Here is a 20564-nt window from a genome sequence, read left to right as displayed (position 1 = left end):
GCTTTTTTACTGTACTTTTGTTGAACAAGCTGCATCAATATCTAGAATCCAGTCGTGGAACTTTTGCTGAAGCAGTTGAAGAGAAGACTGATTGTTTGATACAATGTCCAGTCCTCGCTCGTCGTAAAGGTGAAAGATGGTTTCTTTATTCAAATTCACAATGTAACACTCTTCTTCAATAGCCGGATGAATATGAAGATCGCGGTTAGCAATTGATTGCAAAAGAAGCTTTTCTTTCACATCATTTGTTTTACAGGCAATAATATACTCAGCGTTATTTAATAATGCTACCGATTGAACTTCTTGCTTCTTAAGGCGAGAGCGAATGAATTTTTTAATAGCTGTTTCTTTTTTCTTTTTTAAAAGTAAATCATCTTGTGCAGCATTCGCTTTGAAAACAAGTAACAGCTCATCATTTTTTTCATGGAGTGTCTCAAAAATTTCGTAAGCGCGTGCGTACACATTTTTCATGTATTCTCGTTCCCATACGCCTTTTTGATTGGTAAGCGTAAAGCGGATACCTGCGGGCGCGTTGTAAAAAAGAGGTCTTTTCATTTGAACATTTGGAAACATTGTTGTTAAGTATGATTGAAGTCGCATTGTGGTCATACGCAACACCTCATTTATTTTAGTCCTAGCTTAATATGTTGAATTTAGTCTATCACGTGATTAGCTAAATTTGTAAAGAAGTAATGTTATTTAATCAAAAGGTAACCAAACTGTTATATTTTGTTGATTTTGCATTATTTCTTTACACAACCTTTGCGGATGAACAGGTTTTTTCATACGCCTGTCGTATTACTTAACGTAGTAACGACGTGAAGAAAGGATGATATACGGTGAAAAAACAGCTTGTTCTTATTTCAATTATTACAGCTGCTTTCTTTGTGCTCATTTTTTACAAAACGATCTTTCAAGAAGGTAATCCTCTTCCTATTGCATGGAGTATTGTAAAATTAAAATCTTCAGGTGAAGATGTTGTTCAAATATCCGATAAGCCTAAAAGGTATCTCATTCATTCAGATGACTACTTAACGTTTATTAAACAAATGAAAAGAAACAAAGTGAATTTTCAATATCAAGATGATAAAAAGTTTTATTTTAATAGCGATAATGAACGCCAGCTGTTTGTCAGCAAAAACTACACCGACAAGTTCACGATTATGGAACTGAAGAAAAAAGAGCTGACTGAAGCTGGCGTTGAGTAGTAGGGGTTAATCTCTGCCCTGTGTGCCAAAATCTTTAATTTGAACATGAACATGATAGTTGATTGTCGACTGGCTAAATATTTCATCCCATTCATGCTGGTGTTTTTTCCAAAAATGAGGATGATGAATTCTTACGTAATCATGCAGGTCAATCACATCAGCTTTGTAGTTATTTTGCAATAAGCGGAGTGTTTTTTCCGCGTTTTTGCGAATAATTGCTTCTATTTTTCTCTCGGTTTTCTTGACATTAGAAGCAGCAAGAGCTTGTTTTGAGGTCTCCCAATCTTCTGATAGCCTGCCGCTTGTTTGAACGTTGATGTCAAAATGAACGGAGTGATTTGAATCGATGCGGGCCTTCACATCTTGCTGAACATCTCCAATTTCATATGAAAAGGGGTATGGTCCGTGTTTGCCGTAAATAATTCCGCCTTTAATATTCCCCGTTAACCACGTTAAAGCTTCCACTTGGTGCTGAGTTAAGGTAAACTTTGCTTTTTTATCTTTTATGATCGCCGCACCGTCTAGTTCAACGCTATTTTTTATTTTAGAAATTCGCTGTATTAGAAAGCTTTGATCTGTTTTTAATTTGGCTGATAGCTCTCCCATTGTTAGGGGGTTTAAAATTTTATTGGTTTTGAATTTATTGTAAACGAGCTCGTAAATTAAGTTGACTGGTGGCACAGACATCCCTTGAATCGTTAAAACATCTTTGGCATCGCCTTTTGTAACAAATGCAAGGCTGCTGCGCCTTATCTCATTATCACGGACAAACTGATTGATAAGCGCATCAAGAGGGATGGTCTTGCTCGCTTTTTCTCCTATTAAAAGAGCGCGCTGATGCTGACTGTATATGGGATCAGATTTCAGCGAAATATTTCGCGTAATTTCATGAACGGTAGGGCCGGCAGTTGTAATGTTCTTGTATGGAATAGAAGAAGACATATTTCCGGATTCCGTTTCGGTTAATGTTTGATGAGTTAGCACAAGCTGGTTTTTTCCTGTTTTTGGTTCGATTTTTGGCGTAATATCCATTGCGACTCCGACGACGAGAGAAAGTTGTTCAATGTTTCGATGGCTCATACAGCCGCACAATAAAAAAATGGTCATTATGACAGGAAGACATTTTTTCGTCATTTGAACACAACCTTTTTCATTTTCATTAACATGCTGAAGAAAAGAGGGATAACCAAAAATGTCACTAAAAAGGCCCAGCCTAGAACAGTTGAATAATTCGACACGTCACTTGCTGTTTTGGGCGCCAAAGAGCTCATAAATAAAACGGGCACAAGAAAGATGATATTGGTAGTTGATCGATTTTTGAAAATCTTTTTAAAGCCTGAAACGGCTAAAAAGAAATACATTACAAAGGTTAAAAAAAACTGAAGAAGCCAAACAATAAGCAAAAATAATTCGAGTCTCTCAAAGAAAATTCCTTTTACTTCATGTGTCTGAACAAATTCAATTGTAGGCCAAACGGTTGTTTTTACTTCCGGGACGGATAAAGCTCCTACAACTAATACGTAAGTGACAATATATAAAAGTAAAGGAATGGAAAATCCGATGATAGAAACTTTTCGTAAATGATTTTTGTTTTTCATATGTTTTGGAAGAAATACAATGATTTCGATTCCTAAAAAGGAAACAGAGACGGTTGTAAAAGCAGCAAGAAGCGGGCTGAATCCGTCAGCTAATACAGGCTGCAAGTTTTTTAAATCCACCATTCCGATGCTAAGAAGATATAAGATAAGAAGAATGATGACCGTTACAGGGAAACATAGCGCCATTACTTTTCCGATAGAATCAATACCGCCAGTGATTAAATAGACGCCTGTCAAAATAAACGAAAGGATAATTAATTCAATGGGCATCGTTTCCAGTAAATAAAAATGAATCATCTCTGCCATAGCTCTTACTTCGAAACTTGCTACAGATGTGAAATAAACGACTATAGCAAAGTTGAATATATTTCCAATCAGCTTGCCGGTTACTTCTTGCGTGAAATCAAACATACAGCTAATCGTAAAATACTTAACCATCCAGACTAAAAAAAGAACAATTCCAATAAACAAAAGGCCGTCCATAATAAGTACAATCCATCCATCTGCATTATTTGTCTGGTTTGTAATGCTGCTTGGCAGTGTTAATAAACCGACGCCCAGCATGGTTGAAGAAATAATTGAAATAGCATAAAAATCTGAAAGAAGCTTGCTTGATTGTGACTGTGATTGTTCCATATGGTCCTCCTTTTGTCAGTTTTGTTGAGATTTATTTTTAGACTGTTTTAGGCTTTTGTTTGGAAGACGAACATAAGAGTCTTTCCATGCTTTTTTATTTAACGCAAAAAACGGTTTGAAGTAAGCCATACCAAAACTTTCGAGTTTGGTTAGGTGAATGACGAGAATAAGGAAAAACATGGTGACTCCATATAATCCAAAGATTGCTGCAATCATCATAGATACGAAACGCAATATTCGAAACGAAAGTCCAATTCCGTACTGAGGAACGGTAAAGGACGCAATTGCCGATACAGATACAACAATAATCATAACGGAGCTAACGATATGGGCTTCCACCGCTGCTTGACCAATAACAACCCCGCCTACAAGTCCAACTGTTTGTCCAACGGGAGTAGGGAGGCGCAGCCCGGCTTCGCGCAATAATTCAAGCGTCACTTCCATGACCACTGCTTCGATAAAAGGAGAAAAAGGAACGTTTTCTCGTGTGGCCGCAATGGTAATAGCTAGTTCCGTTGGAAGCAGACCTTGGTTAAACGAAACGAGTGAAATATAAATAGCTGAAAAGAATAGGGTAATAAAAATAGACAAGTACCTTAGTAATCTTAGCAATGAACCTGCTATCCATCTTTCGTAATAATCATCGGGTGATTTCATAATCATATCGAAAGTTGTAGGCACTAAAAGAGCAAAAGGAGAACCATCTACTAAAATGGCTACTCGCCCTTCATTGACTGCAGCAAGAACACGATCTGGTCTTTCGGTATTTTGTACTTGCGGAAATGGAGAGTAAGGTGCTTCTTCTAAAAATTCTTCAATCATTCCTGAGTCTTGAATGTTATCTAAAGGAATGTCTAATAATTTCTCTCGCACTTGATTCACAATGTGAGTTTGGCAGTGTTTATTGTGAAAAACGATACTTGTACGATGTTCCTTTGCATTTCCAATATAAATGTCTTCAATAACCATTTCTTCTTCGGTAGACCGCTGCCTTAAAAGCCCGAGGTTTTCATCTAAGTTTTCGATAAGCGCAATTTTAGGACCGCGCACCACTTTTTCCGTTGTAGGTTCGCTTAAAGAGCGCTGTTTTGTCATAGACATATTCAGTGAGTATGCAGTGGTGCTTTCGCTAATAAACAGCAAAGGCTGACCTTTAAAAAAACAGGAAATCGCTTGCTTGTATGTATAGACTTCTTTGTCTTTAATGACAGAAATAAACGAGTCAATGTCATCGATTGTTTGCGTTTCACTTTTTGCTTTGGTCTCAACAATATGCTGAGTAAGATTATCAAGTTTTTCTCCGTCGACTAATCCTTGGAGATAAATAATGCATATATATTTTGTGGGAGACAGCCATAATTTTTTGGAACCAACATCTGTATTTTGACCCACCAAATCTAGAAACGTTTGAACGGTGTAGTCTGCATTGGGCTGAAATTTTGAATCGAGCATAAATAAACTCACCGCCTGTTGTGTTAATGAGCTTAGTGTTTACGATGTAAAAATGAGTTATGCGAAAAATGTGGAAGAATAGAAAAGATATGTTATGGTAAAGAAAAGAGGTGATGGTATGCTACATTCATTTACGATAAAAACGAACAAGCGTGACGAAATGACTGACGTCACGAGTCAAGTACAGGCAGTGATAAGAACAGAAGGGTTAAAAGAAGGGGCTATAGTTGTTTACTGTCCTCATACAACAGCTGGTATCACAATTAATGAAAATGCGGATCCGGATGTAAAAACCGATATGATCCGACGCTTTGATGAAGTATATCCTTGGAAACATAAGTTAGATCTTCATATGGAAGGAAATACGGCGGCGCATCTCAAAGCGAGCACGGTCGGCTCTTCTCAGCATATAATCGTTCACGATGGGCAGCTGCTGCTAGGAACGTGGCAAGGAATTTATTTTTGTGAGTTTGATGGACCGAGGACTCGTACGTATTATGTAAAAATTTTATCTGCACAATAACTTTTTTTCATACGTCATTGTCCAACTTTTTTTTGGAAATTGTTATAAAACAAAGTTAATTTAATATAAATGTTATATAACAGTTAAAGGGAGAGATTGAACAATGGAAAAGATAGGTGCAGAACAAGAAACAGTGAAAAAAGAAAATGAAAAAACAAATTTTACATGGGTGGAAGAATACCCAACCATTTTAGACATTGTCAATGAGTATTATAGTACGTGTCGATAAAGTAGAGAGGAGCTAATCATTAGCTCCTCTTTTTTTTATAAAAAAAGATATAATAGTAGCAATTTTCCTAAAAAGTTTAATATAATAAATATTAGGGTACTGAATTGTATGAAATAAAGATAAAACGCATCGTTTCATACTATTTCCTTTTTTACCGCTAGTATAGCCTTGAAGAAAAAGCTTCGTTTGATATACTAACTATACGCTTAATCTTTAAGATAGAGATAAAGATGAAGATTCATTGTCATTGTTACACGCAGTGAATGAGCTGCCTTTGCTTGGCGAAAACGTCGTACTAACAAAGACAGATAGCGAATTGTTTTGGGGGCGTTCATTTAGTTCAAAACAGGGAGGCGATTAGTCTATGTTACTTGTACGTATGGCCATGATTGGTTTCTTTTCATTAACAGCCATATCATTGTTCTCTTTTCAGTCTGTTGAAATTATCCATGCCATTATGGACTTTTTCTCATCAACTGATAAGTACTAAAAACCTATATCTTTTTTAAATAAAAAGCGGATAACCCTTAGTGGGCTATCCGCCAAAAACCGCCCAAAAGGCGGTTTTTTTATGCCTTTAGCTGTGCTAACAAACGCACTACATTCATTCTCCGATGACAAAGTCCACATGTTTTTTTAAGCTCAACATTCTTTAAAATAAGTGTTTACGTACTGTTCAAACTGAAGCCAGTCGTCCACACGAGGGACATTTACTTCTTCGTTATACGGGTAGCTCATGGCAACAGCATGGCGACCTGTAGCTTGAAAAGCCTTCAAATTATGCGGTGCATCATCAAATAGCAAGTCTCCATATACTTTATCTTTTTGGTGTGTAAACACGATATTGTACTTTCCGATAAACGGAAGGTGTTTTTCAACCCACTGTTCTTTTTCTGTATAAGCATAGGTACGGCTGCTCGTGACAATTAAAATAGCAAACCTTTCATAAAGTCGTTTAAGAACCTCAAGAGCATGAGGCAGAGGTTTTAAATGTAAAAAAAGCCCCGGCTGATCGAGGTAGTCATAAATTTTTGTGCCGCACTCTGGCTTTACATACTTTTCTGATTCCCAGCATTTTAACTTTTCAACCGATAAGCTGTCACCATAATCTTTGTTATATTGGTTATGCCAATCTGTCATAAGGTCACAAATGACAGAATCCATGTCAATTAAAAGGGTGTGCATTTATTCAACTTCCTTTACAGTATTCATCTACACGCTTGGTTTTGCAATGTAATGTGCTGTTTCTACTATACCAAATCTTTTACATGCAGAAAAAGAGCAAGCCGCATCAAAATCACACAGCTTGCCCTTTTTATAGAAACTACATTCTTTTAGCACCTAAATAGCGTTTGCTCCAATAGCTCTCTTTCATAGAAGAGATGCTCACACCTTTAGATGAAGAGCAGTGAAGGAACTGGTTGTTTCCTAAATAAATTCCTGCATGAGAAGGTCCTTTTGTATAGGTTTGAAAGAATACAATATCTCCAGCTTTTGGACTTGAGACGCGCGTTCCTTTTTGATAAATTTGAGCTACTGTTCGAGGAAGTTGAACCCCGCCGCCATGTTTGAACGCATAGCCAATAAAACCGCTGCAGTCAAAGCCGCTTGGCGTTGTTCCACCCCAACGATATCGAACGCCCATATACTGTTTTCCTTTGTTAATCACCGCGTTAGGATTATAGCGCGCTGAGCTAGAAGACGATTTGCCCTTTGCTGAAACGCCTAGTTTAGCATACGTTCCTTTTCCGACAATGCCATCTGCTGCTAGTCCGTTTTTGCGCTGAAATGATTTTACAGCAGAAGTTGTAACAGTCCCAAAGTATGTAGTCGTATTCCCTTTAAAATAGCCTTTATTTTTCAACGTTTGTTGTAGTTGTTTAACATCTTGGTGATTTATGCCTTGGCGAAGCGTTTGGTCGCCTAGAGCCGCTTGGCTGACAATCGGGCTAGTAGAAACAATAACGCCAGCAAGCGTAAGAGCTGCTATTACTTTTTTCATAAAACTAGTACCCCCTGAAAATTTTTCCTGACTTGAGTAAATTCATCATATCATCTTTCGACAGTGTTCTACGTTACAATTTCATTACATATATGAAAAAAATGAAATATAACGGTGAATATAGTCTTATAAAAGCCGTACTTAAAAGGGTTCTTTGGATGTGTAATATTGCTAGAAAAACTTTGAATATTTGACGGTAAATAACTAAAAGATATGAAAAAGTATGTACATTTAAAATTTAACAAAGAAATATGTTGTGAATTACTACACAAAAAGTTCGAACTCGGGTAAAATGTAGAACTATAATATAGTAGTCATGTATGTGACTTTGATGAGGTGAAAGTAATGAAAAGAATAGGTGTATTAACAAGCGGCGGAGATTCTCCAGGTATGAATCCTGCGGTTCGTGCTGTTGTGCGTAAAGCAATTCATGAAGGTATGGAAGTTTACGGTATCTATCAAGGATATCAAGGGTTAATAGAAGGAAATATTAAAAAGCTAGAAGTTGGAGATGTTGGTGACATCATTCAACGCGGCGGAACCATGCTTTATTCTGCAAGATGTCCAGAATTCAAAACAGAAGAAGGACGTTTAAAAGGTATTGAAAACCTTAAGAAGCATGGTATTGAAGGCTTAGTAGTTATCGGTGGAGACGGATCATATATGGGAGCTGTAAAACTAACAGAGCTTGGTTTCCCTTGTATCGGTATCCCAGGAACGATTGATAACGACATTCCAGGAACAGATTTTACATTAGGATTTGATACAGCTCTTCATACGGTTATCGACGCAATTGATAAAATCCGTGATACGGCGACTTCTCATGAACGTACGTTTATTATTGAAGTTATGGGTCGTAATGCAGGAGACATCGCTCTTTGGTCAGGTCTTGCTGGCGGGGCGGAAACAATCCTTATCCCAGAAGCAAAAGATGAGTTCCAAGAAATGGTTGATCGTTTGAGAAAAGGACAAGAGCGCGGTAAAAAGCACAGCATTATCGTAGTAGCTGAAGGTGTAGCAAATGGTAATGAAGTAGCGAAGCAGCTGCATGAAGCTGCAGGTATTGAAACGCGTGTAACAGTATTAGGACACATTCAGCGCGGTGGTTCCCCAACTGCTCAAGATCGTGTGCTAGGAAGCCGTTTCGGCGGTCGTGCAGTCGAGCTTCTACTAGAAGGTAAAGGCGGCCGTGCAATCGGTATCCGTAAAAATGAAATTGTAGATTATGATATTATGGAAATTTTAGGTGAACCTCATCATATCAATGCTGATATGTACCGTTTATCTAAAGAGCTTTCAATCTAATCACAGTATTGATGAGGCGAAACTTCTTATATAGAAGGAGTTTCGTCTTTTTTTGATTGCATCCCTGTCCCTTCGCAGTGTTTGCATGTTTTCATGTAACCGATACCAGGAATAACGGCTAGCTTTCCGAGCCCTTTGCAAAAAGTGCAAATTAATTCAAAACCAAACATCGTTCCATCCCCTCTGTACACGTTTTCTTTCAGTTTATCATAAAAGTAGACAAATAATTTTAAAAATTATAGAAATAATCAAAAAAATGATTACATTTGAACAGCGAGTGATATAGTAAAGAGAGAAGACCATTTTACAAAAGAGGAGAGGAAACGTAATGTTTAAACGAATTTTACTTGCCTCAGATGGCTCAGAACATGCAGCTAAAGCAACAGAAAAAGCCGTTCAGCTGGCTCAGCTGATGGAAAACAGTTTTATTCAAGTTATTTATGCAGTAGAGGGTGATTCAAGGTTGAAATCACTTAGCCGCGATGAGGAACGGGAAAGTCGAATACATACAACAGATGAAATTTTAAAAAAGGGAAATGTCGAGTATGAGATTACGTTTATGCATGGAGACGCGGCTAAAACAGTGATTCAATTTGCTAATCAAAATTCATTTGACCTTGTAGTAATAGGAAGCAGAGGGTTAAATCCTGTAAAAGGCATGCTGCTTGGAAGCGTTAGTTCTAAGATTGCACAGCAAGTAACCATTCCTGTGCTAATTGTTAAATAGGAGAGAAATGCAATGTCAAAACAGTACAAAGAATTAAAACAGCTCATTGATGATGCTAAACACATTTGTTTTTTTACGGGAGCAGGGATGAGCACAGAGTCAGGAATACCTGACTTTCGCTCTCAAAATGGCTTATATCGCCAAAACAAAAGCTTTGTGGACATAGTAGCTGCTGACTTTTATGAACAGTATCCTCGTGAATTTTGGCCTCTGTTTAAAGAAATTTTTCATATTAAAATGCTGCATCAGTATAAAGCGAATACGGGCCATCGCTTTATTGCAGGACTAGAAGCAGCCAAAACCGTGCATGTTATTACGCAAAATATTGATGGATTGCACCAAGATGCAGGAAGCACGAACGTTTTTGAAATTCATGGCTCCATTAAACGAGCTCATTGTCCGAGCTGTAAAGAAGAGTATGATTTGGCTTATTTAAATCAGTCAGCTCTCCCACAATGTACAGTGTGTGAGCGCCTTTTAAAGCCAAATGTTGTTCTCTTTGGAGATGCAATTCATCAGTTCGATGAAGCAGTTACAGCAGCGCTGGCATCTGATTTGTTCATCGTGCTTGGTTCATCTCTTGAAGTAGCACCGATTAATCAGATTCCGCTGCTTGTGAGCCGATATAATCGTACAAACATGGTGATGATTAATAAAGAACCTACGCATTACGATTATTTGTTTGATTTGGTTATCTATGATTCCATTGGACAAGTGGTAGCAAATTTATAAGCGCCTATGTATGGACATAGCGCTTTTTTAGCATTTAGTGATAAAGTGTAGGGATGTATCATATGGTGTAGTACATCATACATTCGCTAATGGATAGAAGGGATGTTTTCGCGTATGAGTGTAGGCTTAAGAGTTTGTCTCTTCATTGTTGGTATTGCACTCAAAGTGACAGCTGTTTTGACTTTGATTTTTGAAATGAATCTTGTCCCTATTCACGGAAGGAGTCTCACTTATTATGCTGAAGCGATAGGTATGAAACTCCCCATTATCTGTTTTGTCCTTGGTTTTTTTTGTGTAGCAGCAAGCTTTTATTTACCTGCTAAAAATCGTCGCACCAGTAAATAGCAAGGGCAGGAGACTAACTAAAACGTTTGACTGCAAAGTTTTTAACATTTAAAATAAAGTCAATAAGTTTAAAAAGAAATAGGATAATTATTCCTTATTCTTTTTGGATATACGGAAATAGAGGTGATTGGATGGGGCAGTGTACCACGTTGGCGAAGTAGCATTATATGCACCAGTGTCAAAGCGTACAATACATGATTATACAAAACTACATTTGCTTCACGCATATCGCTCTTTATCACATAATCGCTCTTTTAAGACGTTAACAGACTTTAACTTTATAAAGATTGTAAACTATTATTAAATTTTTTATAAATGAATGGAAGAGAGAATCAGCGCTGAAGCAACATCATGAAATGAAGCGATGTGAGCCATTGCTTCACATCTAGAACAGCTGAATAAAGAATGACCTGTTACACTAACGAGTGAAGCGTGAGATAAGGAAGAAAGATTAGCAGTTTTGCTCCGTATAAAAATGTTTATACATTTATATACATTTATCATGTGATTCCTCCTTATATGCACTTTTCCATGTGATCAGTACAGGGATAGAGTTCTTTATCCAAATTTTTTATTTTTTAGGAGGTGAGTCCTTACTCGTTTTTAAACGAGCTAAGGAACTTGATTGGACATATTTAACTTGATTTTACTAGCGGTACTGATTGCATTAACTGCTTTTTTCGTTGCTACCGAGTTTGCGATTATTCGCGTGAGGAGTTCCAAAGTGGATCAGCTTATAGCAGAAGGGAGCAGCAATGCAAAAGCTGCGAAGCAAGTTATTTCAAATTTAGATGAATACTTATCTGCGTGTCAGCTTGGTATTACGATTACTGCGCTGGGAATTGGTTGGTTAGGAGAGCCTACATTTTCGCATCTCCTGTCACCATTACTTGATCAACTAGGGATAAGCGGAGCTTTAACAAAAGTACTATCTGTTGCGATTTCTTTTGCGGTTGTTACATTTATAAACGTTGTGGTCGGAGAGCTTGCTCCGAAAACATTTGCAATTCAAAAAGCAGAGAAAGTCACTTTATTATTTGTTCGTCCGCTTATACTCTTTTATAAAGTAACCTATCCTTTCATTTGGCTATTAAACAGTTCTTCGCGTTTAATAACAGGGTTATTTGGTCTAAAGCCTGCTTCAGAAAATGAGCTTGCACACAGTGAAGAAGAGCTTCGCATCTTGTTATCAGAAAGCTATAAAAGCGGTGAAATCAATCAATCGGAGTTTAAATATGTAAGTAAAATTTTTGACTTTGATGATCGCGTTGCCAAGGAAATTATGGTGCCCCGTACGGAAGTCGTTTCGATTGACCAGGAAGATACGGTCGAATACATCCTTGATATGGTGCAAGAAGAACGGTTTACCCGCTATCCGGTCATCGATGGAGATAAAGACCATATTATTGGAATGGTCAATATGAAAGAGATTTTAACCGAGATTGTAATGAACAACAGCAAGGAAAAAATAAATTTAAAACAGTATATCCGTCCTGTTATTGAAGTAATTGAGTCGATTCCTATTCATGATTTATTGCTTAAGATGCAGCGTGAACGTATTCATATGGCTATTTTAATTGATGAATACGGAGGAACAGCAGGGATTGTAACAGTAGAGGATATTTTAGAGGAAATTGTCGGTGAAATTCGGGATGAATTTGATGCTGATGAACTTCCATTAATTCAGAAAGTCAAACACGATCATTATATTGTAGATGGAAAGTTATTAGTAAGTGAGCTTAACGAGCTGCTTGGCACAACAATTGATGATACGGATGTCGATACAATTGGAGGCTGGGTCTTGACGGAAAAATATGACGTCAAGCAGGGAGAGAGCCTTAGCTTTGATCAGTATGACTTTACTGTTACGAAAATGGAAGGGCATCACATTCAATATATTGATGTGATAAAAAAACGTCAGGTGCATCAAAGCACGGATGAAGCGGTTAATGTGTCAGACATGAACCAGTCACAGGCTTTATCTTCATAACAAGAAGGCGCATTGTGAAAGAGCAATGCGTCTTTTTTTATAAAGAAAGCGTGCGGGGAAGATGAAAAAGTCATATGGTGGAACTAAGGGATAATATTACCGCTATCAATCTTGAAATCAATTTGCTTTAATAAAAGTATGAAAACTCTATCAAAACTTTTATTAGTAACACTGTTGTCTGTCACTCTAGCTTTTGGTCTTAATAACACTGCGCAAGCAGCAACCGTACATACCGTTCAATCGGGAGATACGATGTGGAAAATAGCAGTAAAATATCAGGTTGGTGTTTCCGAGCTGATTGAAGCGAACTCTGCTATTAAAAACCCTAATTCGATCTATCCTGGACAGAAAATTACTATTCCAACGGATAAAGCAGGAAGTTCCTACGAAGAGCAAGTGGTTCAGCTAGTGAATCAAGAACGTGCTAAAGTAGGGCTTAAGCCTTTAAAGTCTAATTGGGAAGTAGCTCGCGTTGCTCGCTATAAATCGCAGGATATGATTGATAAAAATTATTTCAGTCATACATCGCCTACATATGGAAGTCCGTTCGACATGATGAAAAACTTTGGCATTACATACAGTACAGCAGGTGAAAATATCGCTGCTGGACAAGCAACTCCAAAAGAAGTGGTTAACGCATGGATGAATAGCGAAGGTCACCGTAAAAACATACTATCGAGTCAATTTACCGAAATCGGAGTAGGTTACGCTAAAGGTGGAAGCTACGGCCATTACTGGACTCAAATGTTCATTTCAAACTAAAAAAGAGAGGAAAAAAAGCTGACTTAGTAGTCAGCTTTTTTTAGCTTCGAGCACTTTCTAGAAATTCTTTTGGATTGCCAGAAAGCTTTCCGTCCTGCTCAACGATGAGTGTGCGCGTAGGGAAAGCAAATTCTACACCTTCTTCTTCAAGAATGTCCATAATTTCGAAGTTTATTTTTTCTTTTACATCTAAATAATCAGCAAAAACGGTTGTATTTGTAAAGAAATACAGATAGATATTTAGACTAGATTCATAGAAACCGTCAAAGTTAACAAGAATCGTTTCATTGTGAATCTCTTCGTGCTCAGTCAGCATCTTTTTAATTCTTGCTACTACTGTTTCCAATTTTTCTTTTGGTGTATTATAATTCAAGTTTAAATGAAAGGCAATTTGACGTTTTCCCATTTTAGCCCAGTTGATAATGGGCTCATTAGAAAGAGTAGCATTTGGAACTGTTACGACTGCTTGAGCGAACGTTCGAACTTTGGTGCTTCGAAACGTAATATCTTCTACAACGCCTTCAACACTCGGTGTTTTAATCCAATCTCCAATGGTAAAAGGTTTTTCTGTAATAATCACAATTCCGCCGAATAAATTACTAACGGTGTCTTTTGCGGCTAGGGCAAAAGCAAGGCCACCTAACCCAAGACCTGCTACAAAGCCGTTTACGTTAAAGCCCCATTCTTCTGCGATGATGGAGATAGAAAGCATAACAACAACGATGCGGATGAACTTTTCAATAAAAGGAATAATGATTCGATCCACTTGGATATCAAAGTTTTTGGCAAACGTTGCAAAAAATAAATTGGTAGAAGCAGCTAAATTATACAATCCCCATCCTGCAAGGCCGACAGACGCTGAACGAACTAAATGTCTTTCCGTTTCCGCTGTTAAAACATCAAAGGGAAGATAGGGAAGAGCAAGTTTGAAACCAATAATCACAAAAATCCAGCGCAGCGGCTTTTCAAAAGCTTCTAAAACACTCGTAATTAAATTGATTTTTTTATTTTTGACAAAACCAATAATAAACTTAAATAAATAAGTCGTGAACAGCTTGCGAAGAATTAAAAAGATCAGAAAGATCCCAATCGCAATCACGATTTTTTTCCAATCATCTAACGATGACAGAGACTTCAAAAAATCCATACAATCCTCCTAATTACCAAAACTGTGCTACAGTTCATTTATATCCGTCAATTAAAAGCATTTCTATGTAGAGTGTTCTTTACCCTAAATTCATGCTTTTTAAAAGCTTCTTCCCTATTAAAATAGCACAAAAATACCTGTAAATCTATTTAAGTGATAATTATGAATATATGTCTTTTTAGTAAAACGGACAGACAATAGTCTGAAAATAAGTTGTATAATAAATAGATGATATTATAAACGTTAATTTATTTTATTATTTATTTAAAATGTTCGTTGGAGGGAGAAGCTTTGTTAAGTCAATTAAATAGAATGCTAGAAAAATTGATGCCGTTTATTACGCCGGTCAGCTTACTCATTGGAGTTCTTATCGGTTCGTCACTGAGTCAGTATACTTTTTTAATTCCATGGCTTTTTGCATTAATGACGTTTGCTGGAAGTTTAAACTCAAACTTTCAGCAGTTAAACGCCACGATACACCGTCCATTTCCAATCATTATGGCCCTGTTTGTTTTACATATTTTTATGCCAGCATGGGCTTGGAGCGTTGGCCAAGTGATTTTTCCGCATGATGTATTTACAAGCACAGGTCTTTTGCTAGCAGCGATTATTCCAACCGGAGTGACTAGCTTTATATGGGTCTCTATTTACAAAGGAAGCATTCCTCTTGCGCTATCCATTATTTTAATTGATACCCTTTTAGCGCCGCTTATCGTTCCTTATACGCTTTTATTGGTGGTTGGAGACACCGTGCATTTGGAAGCGCTAAAGTTAGTCAAAGATTTATGTTTTATGATTGTCCTTCCATCTCTGTTAGGCATGTGCTTAAATCAATATACCAAAGGAACAATTAAGCAAACGCTAGGACCAAAGCTGGCACCTGTTTCGAAAATAGGGTTAAGTGTGATGGTCATGGTAAACGGGGGAGTGATTGCACCTTATTTAAAGCATATTGATAAAAAACTGCTGTTTATCATCGTGATCGTCTTTTTAATGAGTTCAGCTGGTTATTTCTTCAGCTGGATGATTGGCAAATGGCTAAAGTGGGACCGAGCAAAAGTTGTGACGCTTACGTTTTGCGGAGGCATGAGAAATATTAGCGCCGGAGCCGTATTAGCCGTATCTTATTTTCCAGCTCCTGTTGCTGTACCCGTCGTATTAGGGATGTTATTTCAGCAGGTATTAGCTGCTTTATCAGGGCGTTTAGTTCAAAACTATTACCAGAAAAAAGACGCTGAATTTGTTTCATTAAAATAAATAGAAAAAGCAGGGAACAAACTACAGTAATCATAAATTAAGCACTCTGTTTTAATGATCAGAGATAAGATGCTTTTACGCTTGTTACGTTCAAGATAATGAGATGATTAGAAAAAGGTACGGTGTGGCATACTAGAAAGAAAAAGGTCGGATATTCTTGCTTATCAATATAGCGCTGGCATTTGTTTTACCTTGGGTTTTTGGCACACTCTATTTACATCCCAGAAATCGTCGTTTACTGCCTTTAGTAGGAACTGCTTTTTGCGTTTTAGCAATCGTCATTAATGAATTCGGTAGCTATTATGGCTTTTGGAAACTCCACACTTCTTTAGAAAATGAAGCATTAGAAGCGCTGCCTTTTAATTTAGGTGTCTATCCTGTATTGGCCAGCTATATGATTTTTTTAATCCAGCGAATCGGAAAGCCTCATTTTTTTATTTTTCTTATAGCGCTGCTTACAACATTTTTTGAAGGAACGTATGTGTATATGGAAAGAGTCATGTACGGGAACGGATGGAATCTTGGTTGGACATTTTTTTCCTACTGGATTCCGTACGGCGTGATTTATGTGTACTATAGGTACTTAGTGAGGCTTCGACTGCTTCATTAGAAGGAAGAAAAAGAAGTAAATATGCGCAACAAAAAAAGCCGTGAATATTCACGGCTTTTTTTGTTAGATCGCTTCTTTCGAGCTAGATTTATCTTTTGAATGATCCCATGCATCAATATTATCAAGTCCAGGAATGCTGTCTTGATAGAAGATAGGGTCTTTTCCAGCTTTCTTTTGGGCAAGATAATCCTTGAGCGCAGCAAAGGCAACTTTCGAGAGCAAGAGAATCGCGATTAAGTTGACTATTACCATAAAGCCCATAAACAGATCTGCTAAATCCCATACAAGCTGGATTTGAGAAATGGAACCAAACACAATCATTGCAAGTACGGCAACACGATAAGTCATCAGCCAAGCTTTATTTGTGTTCAAAAACTCAATATTTGTTTCTCCGTAGTAGTAGTTACCAATTAATGTACTAAAAGCAAATAGGAAAATCATAATCGCAAGAGCGCCCGATGCCCAAGAACCGATGTGAGTGCTTAAAGCAGCTTGTGTTAACTCAATACCGCTTAAATTTTTATTTGTATAAGCACCTGAAAGCAAAATGATAAAGGCAGTACTACTACAAATAATAAGCGTATCTGTTAATACACCAAATGCTTGAATTAATCCTTGTTTTACCGGGTGGCTTGTTGTTGCAGCCGCTGCGGCGTTTGGCGCACTACCCATACCCGCTTCGTTTGAGAATAGACCGCGTTTAATTCCTTGCATAAGAGCTGCTCCAAGAGAACCGCCTGCAATTTGCTCGAAACCAAATGCATTTTTTACGATTAACGCAATAAGAGAAGGCATCTCTTGAATGTTCATGATAATAATGAATAATGCTACGCCAATGTAGGCAACAGCTAGTACCACAACAATATATTCTGACATTTTTGCAATACGCTTAACTCCGCCAAAAATAATGGCAGCGAAAGCCACTGTCATAATAATGCCTAACACTAAACGATTTGTTCCGAACGCATTTTCAAACGCAAGAGTAATCGTATTCGATTGTACAGCATTAAAAATTAAGCCGAATGATAAAGTGATTAAAACGGCAAACAGTCCGCCCATCCATCGTTTTTTTAACCCTTTTTCCATATAGTAAGCGGGCCCGCCTCGGAAGCCGCCGTCTTTGTCTTTTACTTTATATACTTGTGCTAACGTACTTTCAATAAATGCTGAAGCTGAACCAATAATGGCAAGCACCCACATCCAAAATACAGCACCAGGTCCCCCTAAAGCGATCGCAATCGCAATACCTGTAATGTTACCTGTACCAACGCGGGCTGCCATACTGATACAGAACGCTTGGAATGGCGAAATTCCCTCTTTAGAAGAGCTATCCGCACCTTCTTTTAATACACGAATCATTTCTCTTAATAATCGAATTTGTAAAAACTTTGACCTGAACGTAAAAAACAAACCAAATGCAATCAGCATCGCAATCAGTAAGTAGGACCAAAGAAATTCGTTGATTGAACTAACAAAACCTTGAACTACTTCTTGCATAGTTTCACCTCTTCATGAATTATAGTAGAATAATAATAAAAAACATGAATTTATAGAATTTTCCCTCTATTTAGACAGATCTCCCTATTTCCCCGCTGTTTTCTGCATTATCCTTGTCGAATCTTGTTGCTAAATCTGAACCTTATATATATATAAAATAATAATTTTGGTCTTTTGTCAACTAACCTCACATGGAAAAATAGGGTGATATGACAAGTGAAGTGGGTGTGAAAAGGCGATAACAGCAGGGATGAAAGAAATTTCATTTTGTTTTACTTAATTGTTACTAGAAAATAAAAGTTTTAGGCCAAGTACGCCAAAAACCGTTCCTTTTACATATTTTAATGTGTGCTGAAAGATACGACTTTTTTTGACTTTTTTCCCAAGACCAGAAGCAAATAGCGCAATAAGTGAAAAGATGATGAGCGTTTCGGCGATAAAGATGATACCAAACAAAATCATCTGCAAACTTACATGTCCAAGAGACGAATTAACAAACTGCGGTAAGAACGTAATGAAGAAAATAGCTACTTTTGGATTGGTTAAGTTGCTAACAAATCCTTTTCTAAAGTGATGATGTTGTTGAACGTTTTCTGTTAATTCCAACGGACCGCTTTTTTCTCGAAACGATTGATACGCTAAAAACAGCAGATACAGAACGCCTACAACCTTTAGAATCGTAAAGGCAATAATTGATTTTTGAAAGATAATAGATAGCCCCACTGCGGCTAAAAGAGTATGTACAAATGTTCCTGTGATAGAACCTAATACGGTTTTAATGCCTGCTTTGACGCCTGAAGCAATACTTTGTGTCATTACAAAAATCATATCTTGTCCTGGTATTAAGACAATAATAAGTGACACGGCTATGTAAGGTATAAGCCAAGAAAATGTCATGATGATTCCCTCCCCACAGAATTTTAACCATTTCGACAAAGAGTTCTCAAGAGTATGTGCTAATGAATTAATAGATTAATGGAGTAAAGTTAGAAGGCATAAAAGCGTGGGAAGAGGTTATTCTCCCTGATAAAAATCAATAAAAGATGTAGGAAAAAAATAGGTGATGCTGTATAATGATTCGATATAATTAATTTTTATAGAAAGAGGGTGGAAATTATGAAGTACTGTTTAGCACAGCCGGAGGACGCTGCTACAGTTCACGATCTTATGCTGCAAGCTTTTTCGATATATCGCGATTCTGTACCACCGTCCAGTGCTCTTGATGAAACAATAGAATCTATTATGCAATCGTTAAAGAACGGAAAAGAAGCTGTCATTTTATATATCGAAAATAAGCCAATAGCGATGGCGCGTTTTACGCTAGAAGAAACGAGCTTATATTTTTACCGCCTATCTGTTATTCCTTCTTTTCAAGGAAAAGGAATGGCTAAACAGCTTATTCAATGGTTAGAAACATACGCAAAAGAGTGTGGTAAAGAAAGTTTATCATGCAAGGTGAGAATAAGTGTTTCTCGCAATATAGCTTTGTATGAATCAATCGGCTTTTACATAGAGGAAAAAGAAATCGTACATAGAGACGGAGTGGATATTCCTGTAGCAAATATGAAAAAAGACAGTCTAAAAGGAGTACTTGTATGAATAAATCAACCCTGCCTTTACCGCCTGCGTTATTCCTTTTAGTGGGTGTATTAGCCGTTTCTTTTTCTTCTATTTTAATTAAATGGTCGGAAGCGCCTGCTTCTATTTTAGGGATGTATAGACTGCTGTTTACGGTCCTTTTATTTTTACCGTTTTTACCATGGAGGAAAATGAACGTTCTTTTAAAAAATACCACGGTGAAAGAATGGCTAATGCTAGCTGTATCAGGCGTATTTTTAGGACTTCACTTTCTGTTTTGGATGGAGTCTTTTTCACATACAACAGTTGCTAGCGCTATGATTTTGACTGCGCTTGAGCCGGTCTTCGTAGTGGCAGGAGCTTATTTTTTATTTAAAGAAAAAACAGGCAAAGTAGGAATCATCAGCATTTTAATCGCTGTTAGCGGCGCAGCGATTATCGCATCGGGAGATATCGGAGTATCTAAAACGGCTCTTTACGGAGATTTACTTTCTGTTTTAGGTACAGTGGCTGTTTCTGTTCATATGCTGGCGGGACAAGACTTATGCAGGAAAATGCCTCCAATCATCTATAGCTTCGCCGTTTTTTTAATCGGTGGACTGGTTCTATTTGTCTACAATATTTGGACACATGTATCGCTGACTCAGTATGACACAAAGGACTGGTGGATCTTTTTGCTTTTAGCGCTTATTCCTAATATTTTTGGTCACGCCTTATTTAACTGGCTGTTAAAGTATGTAGGTGCTACAACGATTTCAATGGCTATTTTAGGCGAGCCAATTGGTGCCATCATTCTCGCTTATTTCTTGCTTGGAGAAATGACAACAGCTTCTCAGCTAGTGGGAGGAACGATTGTGATGATTAGTGTGATGGTATTCTTAAAGTACAAAGCAGCAGAGCCGGAAAAAGTCATAGCTCTTCAAGAAAAGTCGAATATCAGCTAATTGGATATGCAAGCAGCACCGA

The 20564-nt window shown here is 37.5% G+C and carries 25 protein-coding genes; 14 read left to right on the top strand and 11 right to left on the bottom strand.

From position 1 onward, the window contains the following. Positions 1–6 precede the first annotated feature (6 nt). On the bottom strand, positions 7–609 hold the full coding sequence (locus M3225_RS01960; RefSeq protein WP_251390756.1) for a DUF3885 domain-containing protein: 603 nt from the start codon (positions 607–609) through the stop codon (positions 7–9). Positions 610–839: 230 nt separating this feature from the next. On the opposite strand from M3225_RS01960, the gene M3225_RS01955 reads away from it, so the two are divergent. Beyond that, the gene (locus M3225_RS01955; RefSeq protein ID WP_251390754.1) at positions 840–1208 is read left to right on the top strand and encodes a hypothetical protein; all 369 of its coding nucleotides are present in this window, start codon (positions 840–842) and stop codon (positions 1206–1208) included. Positions 1209–1214: 6 nt separating this feature from the next. Here M3225_RS01955 and M3225_RS01950 read toward each other — a convergent pair whose 3' ends face one another. The 3 genes from M3225_RS01950 to M3225_RS01940 are packed head-to-tail and all read right to left on the bottom strand — an operon-like array spanning position 1215 to position 4894. After that, a complete protein-coding gene (locus M3225_RS01950; protein ID WP_251390752.1) occupies positions 1215–2342 on the bottom strand; it encodes a Ger(x)C family spore germination protein in 1128 nt (375 codons plus the stop codon). After that, positions 2339–3442: a GerAB/ArcD/ProY family transporter gene (locus tag M3225_RS01945; RefSeq protein WP_251390750.1), complete on the bottom strand. Its 1104-nt coding sequence runs from the start codon at positions 3440–3442 to the stop codon at positions 2339–2341. The genes M3225_RS01950 and M3225_RS01945 overlap by 4 nt, the downstream gene beginning before the upstream one ends. A 15-nt stretch (positions 3443–3457) precedes the next feature. Next, positions 3458–4894 (bottom strand): spore germination protein, encoded by a 1437-nt coding sequence (locus tag M3225_RS01940; RefSeq protein WP_251390748.1) that lies wholly within the window; start codon positions 4892–4894, stop codon positions 3458–3460. A gap of 118 nt (positions 4895–5012) precedes the next feature. Between M3225_RS01940 and M3225_RS01935 the strand changes: the two genes are divergently transcribed. From M3225_RS01935 to M3225_RS29415, 3 genes are all read left to right on the top strand, one after another. Next, positions 5013–5417 (top strand): secondary thiamine-phosphate synthase enzyme YjbQ, encoded by a 405-nt coding sequence (locus M3225_RS01935; protein ID WP_251390746.1) that lies wholly within the window; start codon positions 5013–5015, stop codon positions 5415–5417. Positions 5418–5520: 103 nt separating this feature from the next. Then, on the top strand, positions 5521–5646 hold the full coding sequence (locus tag M3225_RS29420) for a hypothetical protein (protein ID WP_016765283.1): 126 nt from the start codon (positions 5521–5523) through the stop codon (positions 5644–5646). Positions 5647–6010: 364 nt separating this feature from the next. Further along, on the top strand, positions 6011–6136 hold the full coding sequence (locus M3225_RS29415; protein ID WP_264467360.1) for a hypothetical protein: 126 nt from the start codon (positions 6011–6013) through the stop codon (positions 6134–6136). A gap of 152 nt (positions 6137–6288) precedes the next feature. Here M3225_RS29415 and M3225_RS01930 read toward each other — a convergent pair whose 3' ends face one another. Together M3225_RS01930 and M3225_RS01925 are read right to left on the bottom strand one after the other, a co-directional pair. Then, positions 6289–6831: a 5' nucleotidase, NT5C type gene (locus M3225_RS01930; protein WP_251390744.1), complete on the bottom strand. Its 543-nt coding sequence runs from the start codon at positions 6829–6831 to the stop codon at positions 6289–6291. 139 nt (positions 6832–6970) lie between these two features. After that, the gene (locus M3225_RS01925) at positions 6971–7648 is read right to left on the bottom strand and encodes a C40 family peptidase (protein ID WP_251390743.1); all 678 of its coding nucleotides are present in this window, start codon (positions 7646–7648) and stop codon (positions 6971–6973) included. A 345-nt stretch (positions 7649–7993) separates the two neighbouring features. Between M3225_RS01925 and pfkA the strand changes: the two genes are divergently transcribed. Beyond that, positions 7994–8953, top strand: a complete 960-nt coding sequence (gene pfkA, locus M3225_RS01920; protein ID WP_013058678.1) for a 6-phosphofructokinase — start codon at positions 7994–7996, stop codon at positions 8951–8953. A gap of 26 nt (positions 8954–8979) precedes the next feature. Here the strand turns inward: pfkA and M3225_RS01915 are convergent, their stop codons facing one another. Further along, a complete protein-coding gene (locus tag M3225_RS01915; RefSeq protein WP_013058677.1) occupies positions 8980–9123 on the bottom strand; it encodes a hypothetical protein in 144 nt (47 codons plus the stop codon). Between the two features lie 158 nt (positions 9124–9281). Here M3225_RS01915 and M3225_RS01910 point away from each other — a divergent pair, with 158 nt between their 5' ends. From M3225_RS01910 to M3225_RS01900, 3 genes are all read left to right on the top strand, one after another. Beyond that, positions 9282–9680 (top strand): universal stress protein, encoded by a 399-nt coding sequence (locus tag M3225_RS01910; protein ID WP_251390741.1) that lies wholly within the window; start codon positions 9282–9284, stop codon positions 9678–9680. Positions 9681–9692: 12 nt separating this feature from the next. Continuing rightward, the gene (locus M3225_RS01905; RefSeq protein ID WP_251390739.1) at positions 9693–10412 is read left to right on the top strand and encodes an NAD-dependent protein deacylase; all 720 of its coding nucleotides are present in this window, start codon (positions 9693–9695) and stop codon (positions 10410–10412) included. A gap of 114 nt (positions 10413–10526) precedes the next feature. After that, positions 10527–10757: a hypothetical protein gene (locus M3225_RS01900; protein ID WP_057233971.1), complete on the top strand. Its 231-nt coding sequence runs from the start codon at positions 10527–10529 to the stop codon at positions 10755–10757. A 309-nt stretch (positions 10758–11066) separates the two neighbouring features. On the opposite strand, the gene M3225_RS01895 is transcribed toward M3225_RS01900, so the two are convergent. Continuing rightward, a complete protein-coding gene (locus M3225_RS01895; RefSeq protein WP_251390738.1) occupies positions 11067–11261 on the bottom strand; it encodes a hypothetical protein in 195 nt (64 codons plus the stop codon). A gap of 121 nt (positions 11262–11382) precedes the next feature. On the opposite strand from M3225_RS01895, the gene M3225_RS01890 reads away from it, so the two are divergent. Continuing rightward, positions 11383–12747, top strand: a complete 1365-nt coding sequence (locus M3225_RS01890; RefSeq protein WP_251390736.1) for a hemolysin family protein — start codon at positions 11383–11385, stop codon at positions 12745–12747. Between the two features lie 138 nt (positions 12748–12885). Continuing rightward, on the top strand, positions 12886–13509 hold the full coding sequence (gene safA / locus M3225_RS01885; protein ID WP_078082276.1) for a SafA/ExsA family spore coat assembly protein: 624 nt from the start codon (positions 12886–12888) through the stop codon (positions 13507–13509). Between the two features lie 40 nt (positions 13510–13549). Here safA and M3225_RS01880 read toward each other — a convergent pair whose 3' ends face one another. Next, positions 13550–14656, bottom strand: a complete 1107-nt coding sequence (locus tag M3225_RS01880; protein WP_251390734.1) for a mechanosensitive ion channel family protein — start codon at positions 14654–14656, stop codon at positions 13550–13552. 291 nt (positions 14657–14947) lie between these two features. On the opposite strand from M3225_RS01880, the gene M3225_RS01875 reads away from it, so the two are divergent. Both M3225_RS01875 and M3225_RS01870 read left to right on the top strand, forming a co-directional pair. Then, entirely contained in the window at positions 14948–15913 is a 966-nt protein-coding gene (locus M3225_RS01875; protein WP_251390731.1) for a bile acid:sodium symporter family protein, read from the top strand. A gap of 157 nt (positions 15914–16070) precedes the next feature. Beyond that, complete coding sequence (locus M3225_RS01870; protein WP_057233982.1) at positions 16071–16523, top strand: CBO0543 family protein; 453 nt, start codon at positions 16071–16073, stop codon at positions 16521–16523. Positions 16524–16586: 63 nt separating this feature from the next. Here M3225_RS01870 and M3225_RS01865 read toward each other — a convergent pair whose 3' ends face one another. Then, positions 16587–18020, bottom strand: a complete 1434-nt coding sequence (locus tag M3225_RS01865) for an alanine/glycine:cation symporter family protein (protein ID WP_251390730.1) — start codon at positions 18018–18020, stop codon at positions 16587–16589. A gap of 276 nt (positions 18021–18296) precedes the next feature. Continuing rightward, a complete protein-coding gene (locus M3225_RS01860; protein WP_013058667.1) occupies positions 18297–18917 on the bottom strand; it encodes a LysE family translocator in 621 nt (206 codons plus the stop codon). Positions 18918–19136: 219 nt separating this feature from the next. On the opposite strand from M3225_RS01860, the gene M3225_RS01855 reads away from it, so the two are divergent. Together M3225_RS01855 and M3225_RS01850 are read left to right on the top strand one after the other, a co-directional pair. Next, the gene (locus tag M3225_RS01855) at positions 19137–19619 is read left to right on the top strand and encodes a GNAT family N-acetyltransferase (protein WP_251390728.1); all 483 of its coding nucleotides are present in this window, start codon (positions 19137–19139) and stop codon (positions 19617–19619) included. After that, positions 19616–20542, top strand: a complete 927-nt coding sequence (locus tag M3225_RS01850) for a DMT family transporter (RefSeq protein WP_251390726.1) — start codon at positions 19616–19618, stop codon at positions 20540–20542. The genes M3225_RS01855 and M3225_RS01850 overlap by 4 nt, the downstream gene beginning before the upstream one ends. Positions 20543–20564 lie beyond the last annotated feature (22 nt).

The sequence above is a fragment of the Priestia aryabhattai genome, from assembly GCF_023715685.1.
GTDB lineage: Bacteria > Bacillota > Bacilli > Bacillales > Bacillaceae_H > Priestia > Priestia aryabhattai_B.
The sequence above is the reverse complement of the archived record's forward strand: the minus strand, read 5'-3'. Positions and strand labels throughout refer to the sequence as shown.